The sequence below is a fragment of the Micromonospora sp. WMMA1363 genome, from assembly GCF_030345795.1.
Classification (GTDB): Bacteria; Actinomycetota; Actinomycetes; order Mycobacteriales; family Micromonosporaceae; genus Micromonospora.
Window position 1 is genome coordinate 4,726,993 of the sequence record NZ_JAUALB010000001.1, and the last position, 16,351, is coordinate 4,743,343.

General features: G+C 71.9%; 15 protein-coding genes and 1 pseudogene. 13 read left to right on the forward strand and 3 right to left on the reverse strand.

All coding sequences use genetic code 11. From position 1 onward, the window contains the following. Positions 1 to 263: 263 nt before the first annotated feature. Positions 264 to 1,106, forward strand: coding sequence for a transposase family protein (locus tag QTQ03_RS22030; protein ID WP_289276277.1), 843 nt, complete (start codon positions 264 to 266; stop codon positions 1,104 to 1,106). Positions 1,107 to 1,155: 49 nt separating this feature from the next. Here QTQ03_RS22030 and QTQ03_RS30425 read toward each other — a convergent pair whose 3' ends face one another. Next, entirely contained in the window at positions 1,156 to 1,509 is a 354-nt protein-coding gene (locus tag QTQ03_RS30425; protein ID WP_353890607.1) for a PadR family transcriptional regulator, read from the reverse strand. Between the two features lie 258 nt (positions 1,510 to 1,767). Continuing rightward, on the reverse strand, positions 1,768 to 2,133 hold the full coding sequence (locus QTQ03_RS22035; RefSeq protein ID WP_289279685.1) for a hypothetical protein: 366 nt from the start codon (positions 2,131 to 2,133) through the stop codon (positions 1,768 to 1,770). Between the two features lie 1,000 nt (positions 2,134 to 3,133). Here QTQ03_RS22035 and ssd point away from each other — a divergent pair. The 7 genes and pseudogenes from ssd to QTQ03_RS22070 form a co-directional block, all read left to right on the forward strand. After that, positions 3,134 to 4,237, forward strand: coding sequence for a septum site-determining protein Ssd (gene ssd, locus QTQ03_RS22040; RefSeq protein WP_289279686.1), 1,104 nt, complete (start codon positions 3,134 to 3,136; stop codon positions 4,235 to 4,237). After that, positions 4,234 to 5,445 (forward strand): TadA family conjugal transfer-associated ATPase, encoded by a 1,212-nt coding sequence (locus tag QTQ03_RS22045; RefSeq protein ID WP_289279687.1) that lies wholly within the window; start codon positions 4,234 to 4,236, stop codon positions 5,443 to 5,445. The genes ssd and QTQ03_RS22045 overlap by 4 nt, the downstream gene beginning before the upstream one ends. Positions 5,446 to 5,477: 32 nt before the next feature. After that, positions 5,478 to 6,602, forward strand: a complete 1,125-nt coding sequence (locus QTQ03_RS22050) for a hypothetical protein (RefSeq protein ID WP_502889883.1) — start codon at positions 5,478 to 5,480, stop codon at positions 6,600 to 6,602. Beyond that, the gene (locus tag QTQ03_RS22055) at positions 6,602 to 7,375 is read left to right on the forward strand and encodes a type II secretion system F family protein (RefSeq protein WP_289279689.1); all 774 of its coding nucleotides are present in this window, start codon (positions 6,602 to 6,604) and stop codon (positions 7,373 to 7,375) included. The genes QTQ03_RS22050 and QTQ03_RS22055 overlap by 1 nt, the downstream gene beginning before the upstream one ends. Before the next feature lie 24 nt (positions 7,376 to 7,399). Then, entirely contained in the window at positions 7,400 to 7,567 is a 168-nt protein-coding gene (locus QTQ03_RS22060; protein ID WP_120727603.1) for a DUF4244 domain-containing protein, read from the forward strand. Then, on the forward strand, positions 7,564 to 7,926 hold the full coding sequence (locus tag QTQ03_RS22065) for a TadE family type IV pilus minor pilin (protein ID WP_289279690.1): 363 nt from the start codon (positions 7,564 to 7,566) through the stop codon (positions 7,924 to 7,926). The genes QTQ03_RS22060 and QTQ03_RS22065 overlap by 4 nt, the downstream gene beginning before the upstream one ends. Further along, positions 7,926 to 8,381 (forward strand): annotated as a pseudogene (locus QTQ03_RS22070) (Rv3654c family TadE-like protein); the annotation flags it as partial. The gene QTQ03_RS22065 and the pseudogene QTQ03_RS22070, both read left to right, overlap by 1 nt. Positions 8,382 to 8,570: 189 nt before the next feature. Here the strand turns inward: QTQ03_RS22070 and QTQ03_RS22075 are convergent. Continuing rightward, a complete protein-coding gene (locus QTQ03_RS22075) occupies positions 8,571 to 10,907 on the reverse strand; it encodes a DEAD/DEAH box helicase (protein WP_502889884.1) in 2,337 nt (778 codons plus the stop codon). A gap of 272 nt (positions 10,908 to 11,179) precedes the next feature. Between QTQ03_RS22075 and QTQ03_RS22080 the strand changes: the two genes are divergently transcribed. From QTQ03_RS22080 to QTQ03_RS22100, 5 genes are all read left to right on the forward strand, one after another. Beyond that, positions 11,180 to 11,515, forward strand: coding sequence for an STAS domain-containing protein (locus QTQ03_RS22080; RefSeq protein WP_289279691.1), 336 nt, complete (start codon positions 11,180 to 11,182; stop codon positions 11,513 to 11,515). Further along, positions 11,515 to 11,949: an ATP-binding protein gene (locus tag QTQ03_RS22085; RefSeq protein ID WP_289279692.1), complete on the forward strand. Its 435-nt coding sequence runs from the start codon at positions 11,515 to 11,517 to the stop codon at positions 11,947 to 11,949. Before QTQ03_RS22080 ends, QTQ03_RS22085 begins: the two co-directional genes overlap by 1 nt. Before the next feature lie 321 nt (positions 11,950 to 12,270). Beyond that, positions 12,271 to 14,625, forward strand: coding sequence for a sodium-translocating pyrophosphatase (locus QTQ03_RS22090; protein WP_289279693.1), 2,355 nt, complete (start codon positions 12,271 to 12,273; stop codon positions 14,623 to 14,625). A 144-nt stretch (positions 14,626 to 14,769) separates the two neighbouring features. Further along, positions 14,770 to 15,312, forward strand: coding sequence for a hypothetical protein (locus QTQ03_RS22095; RefSeq protein ID WP_289279694.1), 543 nt, complete (start codon positions 14,770 to 14,772; stop codon positions 15,310 to 15,312). Continuing rightward, positions 15,303 to 16,175, forward strand: coding sequence for a hypothetical protein (locus tag QTQ03_RS22100; protein ID WP_289279695.1), 873 nt, complete (start codon positions 15,303 to 15,305; stop codon positions 16,173 to 16,175). The genes QTQ03_RS22095 and QTQ03_RS22100 overlap by 10 nt, the downstream gene beginning before the upstream one ends. Positions 16,176 to 16,351: the final 176 nt, after the last annotated feature.

Consider the following 16,351-nt stretch of genomic DNA (forward strand, 5'->3'; position numbering starts at 1 on the left):
TCTCGCACGCCATGAGGCACCCGACGTCGCGCGATTCGGAGCAAGAGCACAGGGAACGCGCCAAGAAGGGATTCGGTCTCCTTGGCCAGGAGGTTGACGACTACGCCGCTCAGGAGTACCATTGAGCTGATCTCAGCGACGCGAATGTGTTGATTGGTACGACACGGGCGAACCGGGTCACGCCGGACGGTGCTGGAAGTGGGCGTGGAGCCATCGATAGACAGGTCTTTGCGACAAGATCCACGTCTTCGAGAGGGCTCCACGTGATTGCCTATCGTGCCATGGTCGACGTCCCCAGGGAACTCGTGCAGTACCTCGGCCGGCTGCTTGCCGCGCAACGCCGAGCCAAGGGGACACGGCGCGACACCCGCGCGTTGACCTGCTTCTACCAGGCACTCCTGGTGCTCGTCTGGTTCCGCAAAGGCGAGGACGCGACCCTGCTGGGCGCCGGGTTCGGCATCTCCCGGGCCACTGCGTACCGGTATATGGCCGAGGGTGTCGCAGTGTTGGCCGCGCAGGCCCAGGATCTACACACAGCCCTGCGCCGGGTCGCCGACGACGGCTGGTCGTACGTGATCCTGGACGGAAAGCTGTTCGACTGCGACCGGGTGGCCGAGACCACCCTCAGCGTCAAGGGCGACACGATCGACGCCTGGTATTCCGGCAAGCATCGTGACTTCGGCGGAAACGTTCAAGCGGTCATGCGCCCGGACGGCCTGCCGGTGTGGACCTCCGCGGCGATGCCGGGGCATCTGCACGATCTGACCTGCGCCCAACAGCAGGGCATCACGGCTGCCCTGAACTGGGCCGCCTCCGAACTCGACCTGCCTACCCTGGCCGACTCCGGTTACGAAGGCGCAGGTCAAGGCGTCAAAGTCCCGGTCAAGCAGCCCACCGACGGGCAGCGGCTCGCTCCCGACAACCGCGCCTACAACCGGCTGCTACGCGGACTGCGCTGGCAGGGCGAACGCGGCTTCGCGATCCTGGTCGGACGCTGGAAAACCCTCCGGCATACCACCGCCAGCCCACACCGGATCAGCGACATCCTCGCCGCCGCACTCCACCTGACCCATTTCGAGTACAAGTACCTACCGCAAAGTCGCTGAGATTACTTCAGTACAGCCGAGCCGCCAGCAAGCAGCATCTCCTTCAGGGTCACGCGGGCCGCCTAATGGCAAGACCCGTGGAGGGGACCAGACGCGGCCGAAAGCGAGTCGGAACAGGGGCAGGCTGCAAACGCTGCTGCAGATGAACGAGTTGACCAGCACCAGCGGACCGCCCCAGCTCAGTGAGCGTGTAGTAACGCCGGCGAGGTCGGCCCTGGCCGTGAGCTTTCTCGGACTCACGTTCAGAGGTCAACCAGCCCTCAGCCTCCATCCGAGCAAGCACCGGGTACAGCGTTCCCGAGGGCAGCTCAGTCTCTCGCATGAGTTCCAACCCGTACCACTCTCGATCAGGGTCACTCAGGATTGCACTCAAGACCGTCGCAACGACGAGCGTGACTTTCATGTGGAAGACGATAGCAGAACCGCTACATAGCCCCCGAGCTGGTTGTATGTGGCAGTCTCGGCTGCAGGGGGGCAGCAAATGTTGCAGCCGGAGCCTTGATCTTGCAAGGTCAAGGGCGAGGCAGCCCGGAGGCAGCGAAATTGCCAGCAGTCGCTAACGATGCCCGGCGTTAGTTGGTATGAGGGGCGAGCTCGGCGGCATCAGACGACAGCGGCCGACACGCGAGAGTGTGCCGTGCTGGCGTTCGGGACGAAGGGTTCAGATCCCTCGCTGTTGATGTTGTTGATCCACGCCGATGCACGCGAGGACCGTCGCTGCGTCGGCTGTCAGGAAAAGCTGGAAGTAGTAGGGAGGATCGAGCTGCGTCACGCCGCCAAGCCGGACAGGCTGTTCACCAAGCGCCTGGAGCGTCTCGACAGCCGCCGGGAAACCGAGCGTCGGGATGCCTCGTTTCCTCGTGTGGGCTTCCCGCGCTCGGTACGTGGGCGCAAGGTTGCTTGCGGGGACCAATCCAGTCGCGCCGTCATAGATGCGGAAGGATGCTCCCTGCTCAAGAGCTTTGCGGCACGCCTTATTTACTGGGCTCTCGCCGGCAAGGAGGGAGATCAGCTCCTGGCGTTTCACCCATCGACCGTACAGCCATCCGTACAGCCAAGCCGGCCGACGGACATGGCCAGCCCCGGACGGTAGGCGACACGGCGAGCAGGTCAGCGGCAGTCATCGACGCTGACCGACAGGAGTCTTGATCTTTGCAAGGCAGGGTCGCAAGCTGGCACACGCGCTTGCGGACTGCCCTGCGGGCGGCCTCCGGCCGTCCTCGGGCGCCCGCAGCGCATGATCTGCGAGTCAGCTGATCGTCAGCGAAGTCCGCACCGCGCGGCACTTCTGAATCGTGCTCACTGGCACCGCCAGTTCGACTGACCACGCGGTACGCTGCTCGATCACACTCCCTACGACGTCAGGTCACTTTCCCCCCGGCGGGGGTCGTCCCTTTCCCCGGTAAGCGCTCCACCCGAGGTCACAGGCCGTCTCTGGTGCCGCGGGTGGCCTCATCCCGCAATCTTTCGCCGGGTCCGCAGCGGGGATGCCTCGGTTCCGCTGGTCAGCGCATTCGACGAGCTGGAGCGGCTGTGGAGCCCGCCGACCCCTACACGCCGACCCGTCGGGTCAAGGGCCGGTGGTCGAGCCCCGCCGCCGCGTGCCCGGACAAGGCAGCGAGGATCCAGCCGCGGCCACTAGGGTTTCCGCCCCAGCCACCCGGCCGGTACCGAGACGAAGGCGCCCGCACAAGCGGATCCGCGCCGGCCGGCGGCAACACGCGAGCAGGCGGATACCACCCGTTACCGAGCCGGAGGAATCGCGCTGGTGGATGCCGGCGTACGTGTGCTGGCGGTACGACTGACCAGGCGCAAGCATGGGTCAGCGAGGTGGCTTGTGCCCCGGACGGTCCACAGCCGGGCACTCCTTCCCGCCGGTACCGGACCATCTAGCAGATCAACTGACCCTGCGGGCGTTGTCCACAGGTTCCTCGCATGTCCACAGGTGACACTCTCTGGGCGGCGCGGACGCGGCGGTCGGAGCAGGGTTCCTCACAGCGAACCCGAGCCGACCGCTGGAGGCCGTGATGCCAACCCGCACCTCCGCACCGTCCCACCAGGCCCCGCCCCTGCTCGTCACCTCCGACGAGGATCTGCTCGACGACCTCTTGCGGCTCGCCGCCGCCGGTGGTGTCGAGGTGGGCCTCGCACCGGATCCGGCGGCGGCCCGATCCCGCTGGTCGCCCGCCCCACTGGTCCTAGTCGGTAGCGACCAGGCGCAACCGTGCCTGCGGGCACGACTGCCGTACCGGCGACGGCTGGTGCTGGTCGGCCGTTCGGGGCGGCTCGATCCGCACTGGGAGGTCGCCGACCTGATGGGAGCCGAGCACGTCGCCACGCTGCCCGCGGCCGAGCCCTGGCTGGTCGACCGCTTCGCCGAGTGCGGCCCGGACCGGCCGGCCCCGGGCGGTGCCCGGGCCGTGGCCGTCCTGGGTGGTCGCGGTGGGGCCGGCGCGAGCATCCTCGCCGGCGGCCTCGCCGTCACGGCTGCCCGGTCCCGGCTACGCACGCTGCTCGTTGACGCCGATCCGCTCGGCGGGGGGCTGGACCTGGTGCTCGGCTGGGAGCGACTGGACGGGCTGCGCTGGCCGGCACTGGCCGACGCCGAGGGGCGGGTCGACGCGTCGTCGCTGGTGGATGCCCTGCCGAGCCGGGGTGATCTGGTGATGCTCTCCTGGGACCGGGGTGACCTCCTGCCGTTGCCCGCTCCGGCGATGGCGGCGACGCTCGACGCCGCCCGCCGGGGTCGGGACGTCGTCGTGGTTGACCTGCCGAGGCACCTTGACGACGCGGCCTTGACGGCACTGCAGTCCGTCGAGCGTGGGTACGTCGTCGTCCCCGCCGAGTTGCGTGCCACGGCTGCGGCCGCCCGGGTGGTCGCTGCCGCCGCGCCGCACTGCACCGACCTGTCATTGGTCGTGCGGGGTCCGGCGCCCGGCCGGCTGGATGCCACGGAGGTGGCGAAAGCGCTCGGGCTGCCACTCGCCGGGACGCTGCGTCCGGAGCCGGCGCTTCGCCGGCGCCTGGAACGCGGGGGAGCCCCGGCCGCCGACGGTCGTGGTCCGCTGGCGGACCTGTCCCGACGGATCATCACGGAACTCACCGGAATGCCCCCGGCGGGTGCGGCGTGACCGGGCCCGCCGACGGGGATGGGCTGGCCGCGTGGGTCCGGCAGCGGATCGCCTCGTCGTCCGCCCCCGTCACGCCGGCCGCGATCGTCTCAGCCGTACGGGCTGAGCCGACCGCCGCGGTGCTCGGTGACACTACTGTCCTCCGGCTGGCCGACCGGGTGCACGACGACCTGGTGGGCGCCGGTCCGCTCGCCCCGCTGCTGGCGGATCCCGAGGTGACCGACGTGCTCGTCAACGGCGTCCGGGTGTGGGTGGATCGGGGGCAGGGACTCGAGCAGGTCGCGGTGCCGATCGGCTCGGGGGACGAAGTACGCCGGTTGGCGCAGCGGCTCGCGGCCGGCGCAGGCCGGCGGCTGGACGACGGCTCTCCGTACGCCGACGCGCGGCTCGCGGACGGCAGCCGGCTGCACGCTGTCCTGCCTCCGGTGGCGACCGACGGACCGTATTTGTCCCTGCGTACCTTCCGGCAGCGACCGTTCACCCTCGATGAGCTGGTCCGCCAGGGCACGGTTCCGCGGGCGGTGGCCCCGGTGCTGGCTGCCGTGGTCGCGGCTCGGCTCGCGTACCTCGTCGTGGGTGGTACGGGCTCCGGCAAGACGACGCTGCTCAACACGTTGCTCGGTCTGGTACCGGCTACGGAGCGGATCGTGCTCGTCGAGGATGCCGCCGAGTTGCACCCGAGCCATCCGCACGTGGTGGGCCTACAGGCCCGGACGGCCAACGTGGAGGGATCCGGCGCCGTTGGCCTGACCGATCTGGTCCGTCAGGCACTGCGGATGCGACCGGACCGGCTGGTCGTCGGAGAGTGCCGCGGGCCGGAGGTCGTTGACCTGCTGGCCGCACTCAACACCGGGCACGAGGGCGGCGCCGGCACCCTGCACGCCAACACGCCGTCCGACGTGCCCGCCCGGCTGGAGGCACTTGGGCTGCTCGGGGGGCTGCCCCGGCCCGCGCTGCACGCACAGGTCGCGGCGGCGCTCCAGGTGGTGCTGCAGGTCACGCGCTCGTCCCAGGGGCGGGTATTGGAGTCCGTTTGTCTACTCCTACCGGACGGGCCTGATCGGCTGGTCGACGCCGTGCCCGCATGGGTGCGTGGCGACGGTCCCGGGCCTGCGGCCCGGGCGCTCGCGGAGTTGTTCAAGAGGCGGCGGGTGGCCGTCCCACCGCTGGTTCGCGGGCCCTGGCCCGGATCGGTCGGGTCGGCATGAGCTGGCTAAACCTGCTGCTGTCGGTGGCCCTGATGATGCTGGCGGCGCTCGCTGGCGGGCCGCTGTTGGCCCGGCGCGCCCGCCGGGGCACATCGGCCGCCGGAGGTGTCCCGACCGTCGAGGATCCACTGGTCACGTGGGTGATCAACCTGCGGCGCGACGCAGCGGTGCCGGCCCGGGACGCAGGACGAGACGGGGACGTACGTTCGGCCGGGCCGTCACCGGCTGAGCCGGCCGGGACGTTGGTGGGCGACCAGGGTGAGCTATGGCCGGCTGGACCGCGTGGGCTGGCCACCGCGTGCCCGACCGAGGAGTCCATGGAGCTCGAGAACCGTTGCCTCGGCGGCCAGCGCCGCTCGGCGGGTCCACCGGGGCGGCGCGACTCCCGGCGCCCGGGTGGCCCGGACGCGCCGCCAAGCCTCCGACGCCGCGCTCTCCGTCCACCCGCCGCCGGTCCGGCCCGACGGTCGGCGGGCCCGGCCCCCGTACCGGGACGGTGCTGGCCGGCGGCCGGGACGGTGGCCGCACCGGAATGGCGCTGGTTGGCGCGACTGTCGGCCTCACCACGACGAACTCTCCTGGTGGCCGGCCTGGTAGCGGTAGCCCTGGGTGCAGTCACGGGCGGTCCGGTCGCCGCGGTCGCCGCCGGTGCATACGGCACGGTGGGAGCACGCGCCTTGCTGCGGTGGACGGTGTCCCGGCACGCCCGGCTGAACCGGAGACATCAACTGAATCAGCTCTGCGACCTCGCCGCCGACCTGCGGGCCGGCCTGCCGGTGACGCAGGCCGTCGCCTTGTCGACCGATGGATCCGGCGGGGTGGCGCCGACCCTGACCCGCGCGGCCGTCCACCTGGCGGACCGGACCGGTGCGCCGCTGGCGGAGCTGCTGGAGCGGATCGACGCGGACGCTCGCTCGGCGGACCGGAGGCTTGAAGCGGCGGCAGCTCAGGCGGCCGGTGCGCGGGTGACCGCCTGGCTGCTCGCGGCGTTGCCGCTCGCGGGAATTGGTCTGGGGTATGCCATCGGTGTCGACCCGGTGTCGGTGCTGCTGCGCACCCCGGTCGGCGGTGGCTGCGCCATCCTGGCGGTCGTGCTCCAGGTCGCCGGGTTGATCTGGGCCGATCGGCTCACCTCGATCCCGAGGCGAGGCGACTGATGTCTCAGCCGATCCTGCTCGTCGGCTGCCTGTCCACTGCGGCCCTGCTGCTCGTGGGTGAGTGGGCGAGGCGCCGACCGGTACGCCGCCTGCGGGACCTGCGTCGTGCGCCCGTCGAGGTGCCGGTAAGCCGGACGGCGGGTCAGGCCGGCGTGCCGGGGCGGCCGCTGCTCCGTCACCGGCCGGACAGGATCCGCCTGGTCGCGGTGCTCGCCGGGACGGCCGCCGTCGTGGTGCTCGGTGGTTGGCCGGGAGTGCTCAGCGGACTGCTCGTCACGGTACTGCTCGACCGGATGTTGCGGCGGATCGAGCCGCCGGTGGTACGGCAGCGGCGCCGACGGGAAGCGGACGACCTCCCGCTCGCCGCGGACCTCCTGGCCTCGGCGATGCGCGCCGGCGCCCCGGTCGACCGTACGGTGCTGGCTGTCGCGGAGGCACTCGGTGGGCCGCTCGGGGAGCGTCTCGCCCGGGTGGGCCGTCTCCTGCGGCTCGGCGCCGACGCGGCGGAGGCTTGGGCGGCACTCGATGCGGTGCCCGGTGCCGAGCGACTGACCGCGGCGGCGCTCCGGTCGGCGTCCAGCGGCGCGGCGTTGGCCGGTGCGCTGACCCGTCTCGCCGACGACCTGCGGGCCGACCGGGCCACGGCGGCCGAGGCGGCCGCCCGCCGGGCTGGGGTGTTGATCGTGATGCCGCTGGGGCTCTGCTTCCTGCCGGCTTTCATTCTCGCCGGTCTGGTGCCGGTGATCGTCGCCGTGCTCGGTGACGTGCTCTGACCATCCACAGAAAGGACCACGCACATGCGCAGACTCATCGCCCGTCTCCGCGGGGACGCCGGAATGAACACCGCCGAGTACGCGGTCGGCACGCTCGCCGCAGTGGCCTTCGCCGGCATTCTGCTGAAGGTTCTGACCTCCGGGAACGTGCAGTCCGCGTTGACGGCCGTCATCGACCGGGCGCTCAAGTGACCGGGCGCCGGCGGGCTGGCCGCGACCGGGGCTCCTTCACCGCCGAGTTGGCGGCCGGCCTGCCGGCGCTGCTGTTGTTCCTGTTCACTGGCCTGACCGCGGTCGATGCGGTGGCCACCAAGGGCGAATGCCTGCACGCGGCCCGGGAGGCGGCGATCGCCGCCTCCCGGGGCGAGGACGGACAGGCCGCCGCGGATCGGGTGATCCCGCCGGGGTCGAAGGTGTCGATCACTGTGAACGGAGATCGGGTACGTGCGACGGTCCGCGCTCCGGTGGGCGCTCTCGGTGCCCGGCTGCCCCGGATTGTGGTCACGGCGACCGCCGTGGCGGCGGTCGAACCCGGTGCAGCCCTACCGTGATGCCGTCTCCGAACACGTCCGCGGGCACGCTGCCCGTGGTCGCGCCGCCGCCCGACGTTCGACAGGACGGACGCGCGGGTGACGGAAGTAGGACGAAAGAGGTGAGGAATGACGTGGACGGTGACCGAGGTGGTGCGACGGTGCTGCTGCTCGCGGTCGGGATCGCGTTCGTCGTGTTCGGTACGGCTGGCGCGGCAATCGGTGCGGCTCGACTGGCACGCCAGCATGCCGGTGCTGCTGCCGACCTCGGCGCCCTGGCCGGTGCCGGGCACGCCGCCCTCGGCGGGCCGGCGGCCTGTGCCGTTGCCGCCGACGTCGTCTCGGGAAACGGCGGGCTACTCGTCGACTGCCGTCTGGACGGGCTGGATGTGGTGATCACTGCCGAGGTGACGGCGACACCGCTGCCGGGTCTGACCCGAACGGCGACGGCGCGCGCCCGAGCCGGCCCGGTCCGGGATGACTCGGCCCGGTCCGGGGCAGATTCGGCCAGGCCGGGTCGGGCGGCGTGGCACCCGTACCGGCCGGTCCGCCCGCGACGAACGTCAGCGGGCCTGGAGCGCGTCGAGGCGATGGCCGGCGTGGTCGGTGACCTCGAAGGTGGCGCGGCTCGCGGCCACGCGGGCGCATCCGCGAAGACAGCGAGGTCAGGACGGCAGATTCGTCAACACCACGTCGAGGATCCGGATCGCATCCGGCTTGGAGAGCGGGTTGTTGCCGTTGCCGCACTTCGGGGACTGGACGCAGGACGGACAGCCGGACTCGCAGCCACACTCCGCGATCGCCTCCCGGGTCGCGCGCAGCCACGCCGCTGCGGTCCCGTACGCGCGCTCGGCGAAGCCCGCCCCGCCCGGGTGCCCGTCATAGACGAAGACCGTTGGCGCCTCGGTGTCCGGGTGCACCGCAGTCGAAAGCCCGCCGATGTCCCACCGGTCGCAGGTGGCCACCAGCGGCAGTAGCCCGATCGCGGCGTGCTCGGCGGCGTGCAGCGCCCCCGGCACGTCGGCCGGGTCGACACCGGACGCCGTGAGCGACTCCGGCGAGAGGGTGAACCAGACCGCCACCGTCCGCAACTCCCGGGCGGGTAGTTCCAGCGGGCGGGTGTCGATCACTTCGCCGGTGGCGATGCGGCGCCGCTGGTACGACACCACCCGACTGGTCACGTCCACCTCGCCGAGGAAGAGCCCGACAGGCCCGGCGTCCACGTACGATCGCACCGACGCCACCGACAGCGACGTGACGTCCCGGGCGTGGGTGGACCAGTCCGGCTCCTCGGGGTGCACCAGCGCGCACCCGTCGGCGAGGTCGAGCGTGTCGACCACGTACGACGCACCCTGGTGCAGGTAGACCGCGCCGGGGTGAAGCAGGAAGTGCGACGATCCGCCGTCGACGGTGCCGAGCAGCCGTCCGGTGGCGGCCTCCACCACGCAGATTGGCGCGCCGTCCCCGCCGCGCAGGTCCACCTCGGGGCGCTCCCGGTGCCGCCAGTACCAACCGGTCGGCCGCTGCCGCAGCGCACCGGCGTCGACCAGTACGTCGATCGCCTCCTTCACGCCGTCGCCGAACAGTTCCAGGTCGGCGGGGGTCAGCGGCGCCTCGGCCGCCGCGCAGGCGAGCTGCGGCCCGAGTACGTACGGGTTGGCCGGGTCGAGCACGGTCGCCTCGACCGGTGTCCCGAATACCGCCTCGGGGTGGTGAACCAGGTAGGTGTCGAGCGGGTCGTCCCGGGCCACCAGCACCGCCAGCGCCTCCTGCCCGGAGCGCCCGGCCCGGCCGGCCTGCTGCCAGAGTGAGGCCCGGGTGCCCGGGTATCCGCAGACCAGCACGGCGTCCAACCCGACCAGGTCGACCCCCAGCTCCAGCGCGTTGGTCGAGGCCAGGCCGAGTAGTTCGCCGCGCAGCAGCGCCCGTTCCAGCTCGCGCCGTTCCTCGCGTAGGTAGCCGGCGCGGTAGGCGGCCACCCGGTCACCCAGCCCGGGCACTGCCTCGTCGAGCGCCCGCCGCGCGTTGGTGGCCACGACCTCGGCTCCCCGCCGAGACCGGACGAAGGCGAGCGTACGGACCCCTTCGGCGACCGTGTCGGCGAGGAGGTCCGCGGTTTCCCGCAGCGCCGATCGACGGACCGGCGCGCGGTCCGCCTCGGGGTCGGTGGTGGAGGCGGGCAGTAGCGGCGGTTCCCAGAGGGCGAAGGTCACCCCACCGCGGGGTGACGTGTCCTCCGTGACGGCGGTCACCGGCAGGCCGGTGAGCCGCCCGGCCGTCTCGGCCGGGTCGCCGGAGGTGGCCGACGCCAGCACGAAGACCGGTGTTCGGCCGTACTTCGCGCACTGCCGTCGTAGCCGGCGCAGCACGTGCGCGATGTGCGAGCCGAACACGCCCCGGTAGGTGTGGCACTCGTCGATCACCACGTAGGTGAGCCGGCGCAGGAATCCGGACCAGTGGGCGTGCCCGGGCAGGACGCCGTGGTGCAGCATGTCGGGGTTGGTCAGCACGAACCGGGAGTGCCGCCGGATCCATTCCCGCTCGGCGCGCGGGGTGTCCCCGTCGTAGCAGGCGGGGCGTACCTCCTCCAGCTCCAGACCGGCGATGGCCCGCAGTTGGTCGGCGGCGAGCGCCTTGGTCGGCGCGAGGTAGAGCACGGTTGCCCGGGGGTCGGTGAGCAGGGTGGCCAGCGCGGGCAACTGGTAGGTCAGGGATTTGCCGGACGCGGTGCCGGTGGCGACGACAACGTGCGTCCCGGTGTACGCCAGATCGGCCGCCTCGGCCTGGTGCCGCCAGGGCGCGGCCACGCCCCGGCGGGCGAACGCCGCGCGCAGGTCCTCCGGCGCCCAGTCGGGCCACGGCGCTGGGACGCCGGCGCGGGCCGGCACCCGCTCGACGTGGGTGACCGGGTCGGAGTTGCCGCGGGCCCGCAGCCGGCCCAGCAGGTCGGCCGGGGAAGGACCGGAGTCGGTGGTGAGGGGGGCTGCGGACGACGGCTTCAGGTCGTGCGGCGGCAGGCGCGCCGCGCCGAAGCTGTCGAAGGTCACGTTCTGCACTCTCGCACTGGTGTTCGGAGATGGAAAGTGGGGGGCTGGGGTAGGTGACTGTCGGGAAGCCGAGCGGCGGCAGCGCGGACGACCGGTCGACGGCTGGCGGTGGAGGCTGGTGGGGTTCCCCACAGAGCCCGTGAGGAGGCCGCCGTCGGTGACCGTCAGGTCCCGGCGGTAGTGGTTAGATGCCCTGGAGAGTTTACGGCTCTTGCGAGGAGGGACCGATGGAGCTGTCGCTGGCGACCCGCACCGTTGGAGCGCACTCGGTACTGGAGGTCGGCGGTGAGGTGGACGTCTACACCGCCCCCCGGCTGCGCGAGCGACTCCTCGAACTGATCGACGGCGGAGCGCGACACGTCGTGGTCGACCTCGGCCGGGTGGACTTCCTCGACTCCACCGGGCTCGGCGTGTTGGTGGGTGCCCTCAAGCGGCTGCGGACTGCCGGCGGCACGTTCGCCTTGGTCTGCGACAAGGAACCGCTGCTGAAGATCTTCCGGATCACCGCACTCGACCAGGTCTTTCCGTTGTATCCGACGGTCGACGCGGCGACCGTCGCGTGATGGCCGCCGTCCGGCTTTCCTTCTCGCCGGCACCGGTGCACGTGCGCACGGCACGACTCGTCGGTGTGGCGGTCGCCCGCCGGGCGGGCGTCCGCGAGGATCTGCTCGACGAGGTGCGTCTGGCGATCGGTGAGGCCTGCACCCGGGCGGTCGCCCTGCACCGGCAGTACGGCGTGGCCGACCCGGTGCTGGTGGAGATGACCGACACCGGGGCGTTCACCGTCCGGGTCGTCGACCGTGCCCCGATCGAGGCCGGGATCGGTCTCGCCGCGCTGCCGCCCGACGAGTTGGCCAAGGAGTCGCTCAGCGAGGATGCGCTGACCACCGGCGTCGGGTTCGCGCTGCTCGCCGGCTTCGTCGAGGATCTCCAGGTGCGTCCCGTGGACGAGGGGGTCGGCACCGAGGTGCGGATGGTGTGGCCGGTCGGCCGCTGACCTGATCTTTCTTTTCGCAGGCCGTGCCCCCCGGACCCGGACGTGGTCTGATGATCATGCATGGCCGCCTATATCAGATTTTTTCTCATAACACAGCGATGAAGATCATCCAAACGCCACACCCCCTGGATGTGACCTCCAACACTGCGGAGGGCTACAGTACGCGGGTCGTCAGCAAGTGATCCATCCCGCAGCCAGCGGGAACGGTGTTCATCGCTGGTCCGCTCGGGGTGGGTTGGCGCGTGCTTGCGACACCGCATCCAGGCGTCGACCGGTGCCTACTCACCGGTCGACGCGAGCGTTCGGTACAGGAGGACACAGATGTCCGGCACCTTGGCCGCCGAGGGCGGCGGGATCTCCCTCACCGGGGACAACGTCACGTACGTGGTCCTCGCCGTCGTGATCGCGGCGGTGGCGTTGGTCTTCGCGGCCGCGCTGACCAGAACCGTGCTGGCAGCCGGCAAGGGCACCACCAACATGCAGGAGATCTCCGGGGCGGTGCAGGAGGGCGCCTCGGCGTACCTGCTCCGACAGTTCCGCACCCTGGCGATCTTCGTGGTCATCGCCGTGGTCCTGCTCTTCCTACTGCCGGTGCACGACACCGACGGCAGCGAGACCGCGGTGAAGATCGGTCGCTCCGCCTTCTTCGTGGTCGGCGCGCTGTTCAGCGCGTTCATCGGTGGCGCCGGCATGTGGCTGGCCACCCGGGCCAACCTGCGGGTCGCCGCCGCCGCCCGGGAACGCGAGGGCGGGCGGGAGGCCGCCATGCGGATCGCGTTCCGCACGGGCGGCGTGGTCGGGTTCCTCACCGTCGGCCTCGGTCTCCTCGGCGCCGCACTGGTCGTCCTGCTCTTCTCCGGCGACGCCCCGACCGTGCTGGAGGGCTTCGGCTTCGGCGCCGCGCTGCTCGCCATGTTCATGCGGGTCGGCGGCGGCATCTTCACCAAGGCCGCGGACGTCGGCGCCGACCTGGTCGGCAAGGTCGAGCAGGGCATCCCCGAGGACGACCCCCGTAATGCCGCCACCATCGCCGACAACGTGGGTGACAACGTCGGCGACTGCGCCGGCATGGCCGCCGACCTGTTCGAGTCGTACGCGGTCACCCTGGTCGCCGCACTGATCCTCGGCCGGGCCGCCTTCGGTGAGCAGGGCCTGGTCTTTCCGCTGATCGTCTCCGGTATCGGCGCGGTCATCGCGATCATCGGCGTCTTCATCACCCGGCTGCGCGCCACCGACCGCTCCGGCCTGACCGCCATCAACCGGGCCTTCTACGCCTCCGCGCTCATCTCCGCGGTGCTGGTCGCGATCGCCACCTGGGCGTACCTGCCGGCCAGCTTCGCCGAGCTGGAGGGCGGCCTGACCGACGTCAGCGAGAACCCACGGGTGGTCGCCATCGGCGCCGTCGTCATCGGCATCGTGCTGGCCGCCGCGATCCAGGCGTTGACCGGCTATTTCACCGAGACCAGCCGGCGCCCGGTGCAGGACATCGGCAAGAGCTCCCAGACCGGCCCGGCCACCGTCATCCTCGCCGGCATCAGCGTCGGTCTGGAGTCGGCGGTCTACTCGGCGCTGCTGATCGGCGCGGGTGTCTTCGGCGCGTTCCTGCTCGGCGGCAGCTCCATCACCCTGTCGCTGTTCGCGGTCGCGCTGGCCGGCACCGGCCTGCTCACCACCGTCGGCGTGATCGTCGCGATGGACACCTTCGGGCCGATCTCCGACAACGCCCAGGGCGTGGCGGAGATGTCCGGCGACATCGATTCCGACGGCGCCCGCACCCTCACCGAACTGGACGCGGTCGGCAACACCACCAAGGCGATCACCAAGGGCATCGCGATCGCCACCGCGGTGCTCGCCGCCACCGCGCTGTTCGGTTCGTACACCGACACGCTGCGTACCGCGTACCTGGACGCGGGCGTGGCCGATGTCGGCGACGAGATCCTCAATTCGCTGAACGTGGCGAACCCGCGCAACCTGGTCGGCCTCATCATCGGCGCCGCGGTGGTCTTCCTCTTCTCCGGGCTCGCCATCAGCGCGGTGTCCCGCTCGGCGGGTGCGGTCGTGATGGAGGTCCGCCGACAGTTCCGTGAGCTACCCGGGATCATGGATCGCACCCAGCGCCCGGAGTACGGCAAGGTCGTCGACATCTGCACCCGGGACGCGCAGCGCGAGCTGATGACCCCCGGCCTGCTCGCCATCATGGCACCGATCGCGGTCGGCTTCGGCCTCGGGCCCGGCGCGCTGGCGTCGTACCTGGCCGGGGCCATCGGAGCCGGCACGCTGATGGCGGTCTTCCTGGCCAACTCCGGCGGCGCCTGGGACAACAGCAAGAAGATGGTCGAGGACGGTGCGTACGGTGGCAAGGGCTCCGAGGCGCACGCCGCGACGGTCATCGGCGACACCGTCGGCGACCCGTTCAAGGACACCGCCGGCCCGGCCATCAACCCGCTGATCAAGGTGATGAACCTGGTCTCGCTGCTGATCGCCCCGGCCGTGGTGGCCTGGAGCGTGGGCGACGGGCGCAACACCGGCCTGCGGGTCACGATCGCGGTGGTGGCGACGCTGATCGTCGTCGCGGCGGTGGTGTTCAGCAAGCGCAAGGGCGTAGCGATGGGCGACTCCGCCGACGGCACCGGCGCGGGCAGCCCGGACCAGCTTCCGGAGACGGTTGGTACCTGATCCGCATCCGGGCCCTGGTCCGCACCCGGCCCTGGTCCGGCCCACCGCCGACCGGGGTCGGGTGCCGGGAGCCGTGCCCAGGCCGGGGCTGGCCGGACAACCTGACCGGTGTGCGGCGCGGCGCGAAGCCGTACGCTGCAACCCATGCGTACGTGCCGGGCGGCAGCCGCCGGAAAGCTCACGGCGGTGCTGGCCACGGTCGTCCTGCTGGCCGCAGGCTGCGGCGGCGGGCCGAGCCCCCGGGCCTGGGCGGCGGCGGTCTGCTCGGCCCTGACGCCCTGGCGCGCCGAGATCAGCAAGCTCACCAGCAGCACCGACCAGCAGATGACTGCCCAGACCACCCCGGCCCAGGCCAAGGAGAACCTCGTGCGGCTCTTCGGCGGCGCGGAGCAGGCCAGCGAGACCGCGCGACGCAAGGTCGAGCAGGCCGGCATCCCCGACGCCGAGCAGGGCGCCGAGGTGTCCGAGGGCTTCAGTATCTCGCTGGCGCGCATGCGCGACGCGTACGGCAGGGCGCGGGACACCGTCGACGGCCTGAGCACCAGTCAGGCCACCATCTTCTACGACGGAGTGCGGGCCGCGGTGGCGACGCTGAACCGGGAGTACGACGCCAGCGCGCTGGACACCACCCGGTTGAACTCCGAGGAGCTGAAACGCGCCTTCGCCGAGGTCCCCGAGTGCCGTTGAGCGGTGCCGCCGAACCGTCGGACGCGGAGTCGCTGCCGACGCTGTTCCCGGTGCCCGAGCCGGCCCCGCGGCGCCCCGCGCGACGGCGGCGTCCCGGCCCGCCGGCCGATCCGGTGACCGGTGCGGCCACGGATGCCCAGCCCCGGAGCGCTGGGGCGGTGCTCGACAGCGCCGAGCCGGACCGGGATCCCGAGCGGACCGCCGGCCTTGGCCGTGCCGACGACGACCCGGGCCGGGCCACGGCCGGCCCGGCCCCGGCACGGCGCGCCGCCACGGCGGACCCCCGACGGCAACTCGCCATCTTCGGTGCGGAGGCCACCGACCCGTCCGTCGCTGACCTGGCCGGGCTGCTCGCCGGGCCCGCCGAGGTGTCGGTCATGGGCGGCACGGCGCGCCTGTCGGTGGTGGTCGACGCCGCGTGGCGGGTGCACGTACTCGTCACCGAGTTGGCTGCGCGGGGGTTGCGGGCGAGCTGGGCGGAGACCGCGGACGGGCGGCACGCGGTGCGGACGTCGTACACCCGGATCCTGAAACCGCTCGCGGAAGCGTGGCTGGGCCATCCGACGAAGCGCCCGCCGGACGGCTTCCACCTCAACGGCCGACGGCTGCGGCTGTGGCTCGCCGCTGCCGGGTCGGTGCGGCCGCCCGACGTCCTGCTCCACCTCGGCCCCGCCGACGAGGAGCGCCTGGTGGCGGTCGGCGCGGCACTGGCCGCCGTCGGCCTTCCCGCCGCACCAGAAGAGGCCACCCCGACCGGCCCCGCCTTCCGGATCACCGGCCGGGGACCCCGGGCCCGCCTCGCCGAACTCGTCGGCGATGCCCCGCCCAAGGCGCCCTCGGCAGCCTGGCCGGTGCGCCCCTGACGCCGCCGATCTCGCTGCCTGGCGAATGAGGGCGGACCGCCCGTGTTCCCCCCACCGGTACCGCATGGTCGACCGGGCGGGGACGGGCTGTTCGTCACGGGAGACGGCTCGGCGGGGCGTCGGCGGTGTACGGTGGCGCCGTTCGGGACCGCCGGACGGGAAACGGTGTCGTTTGT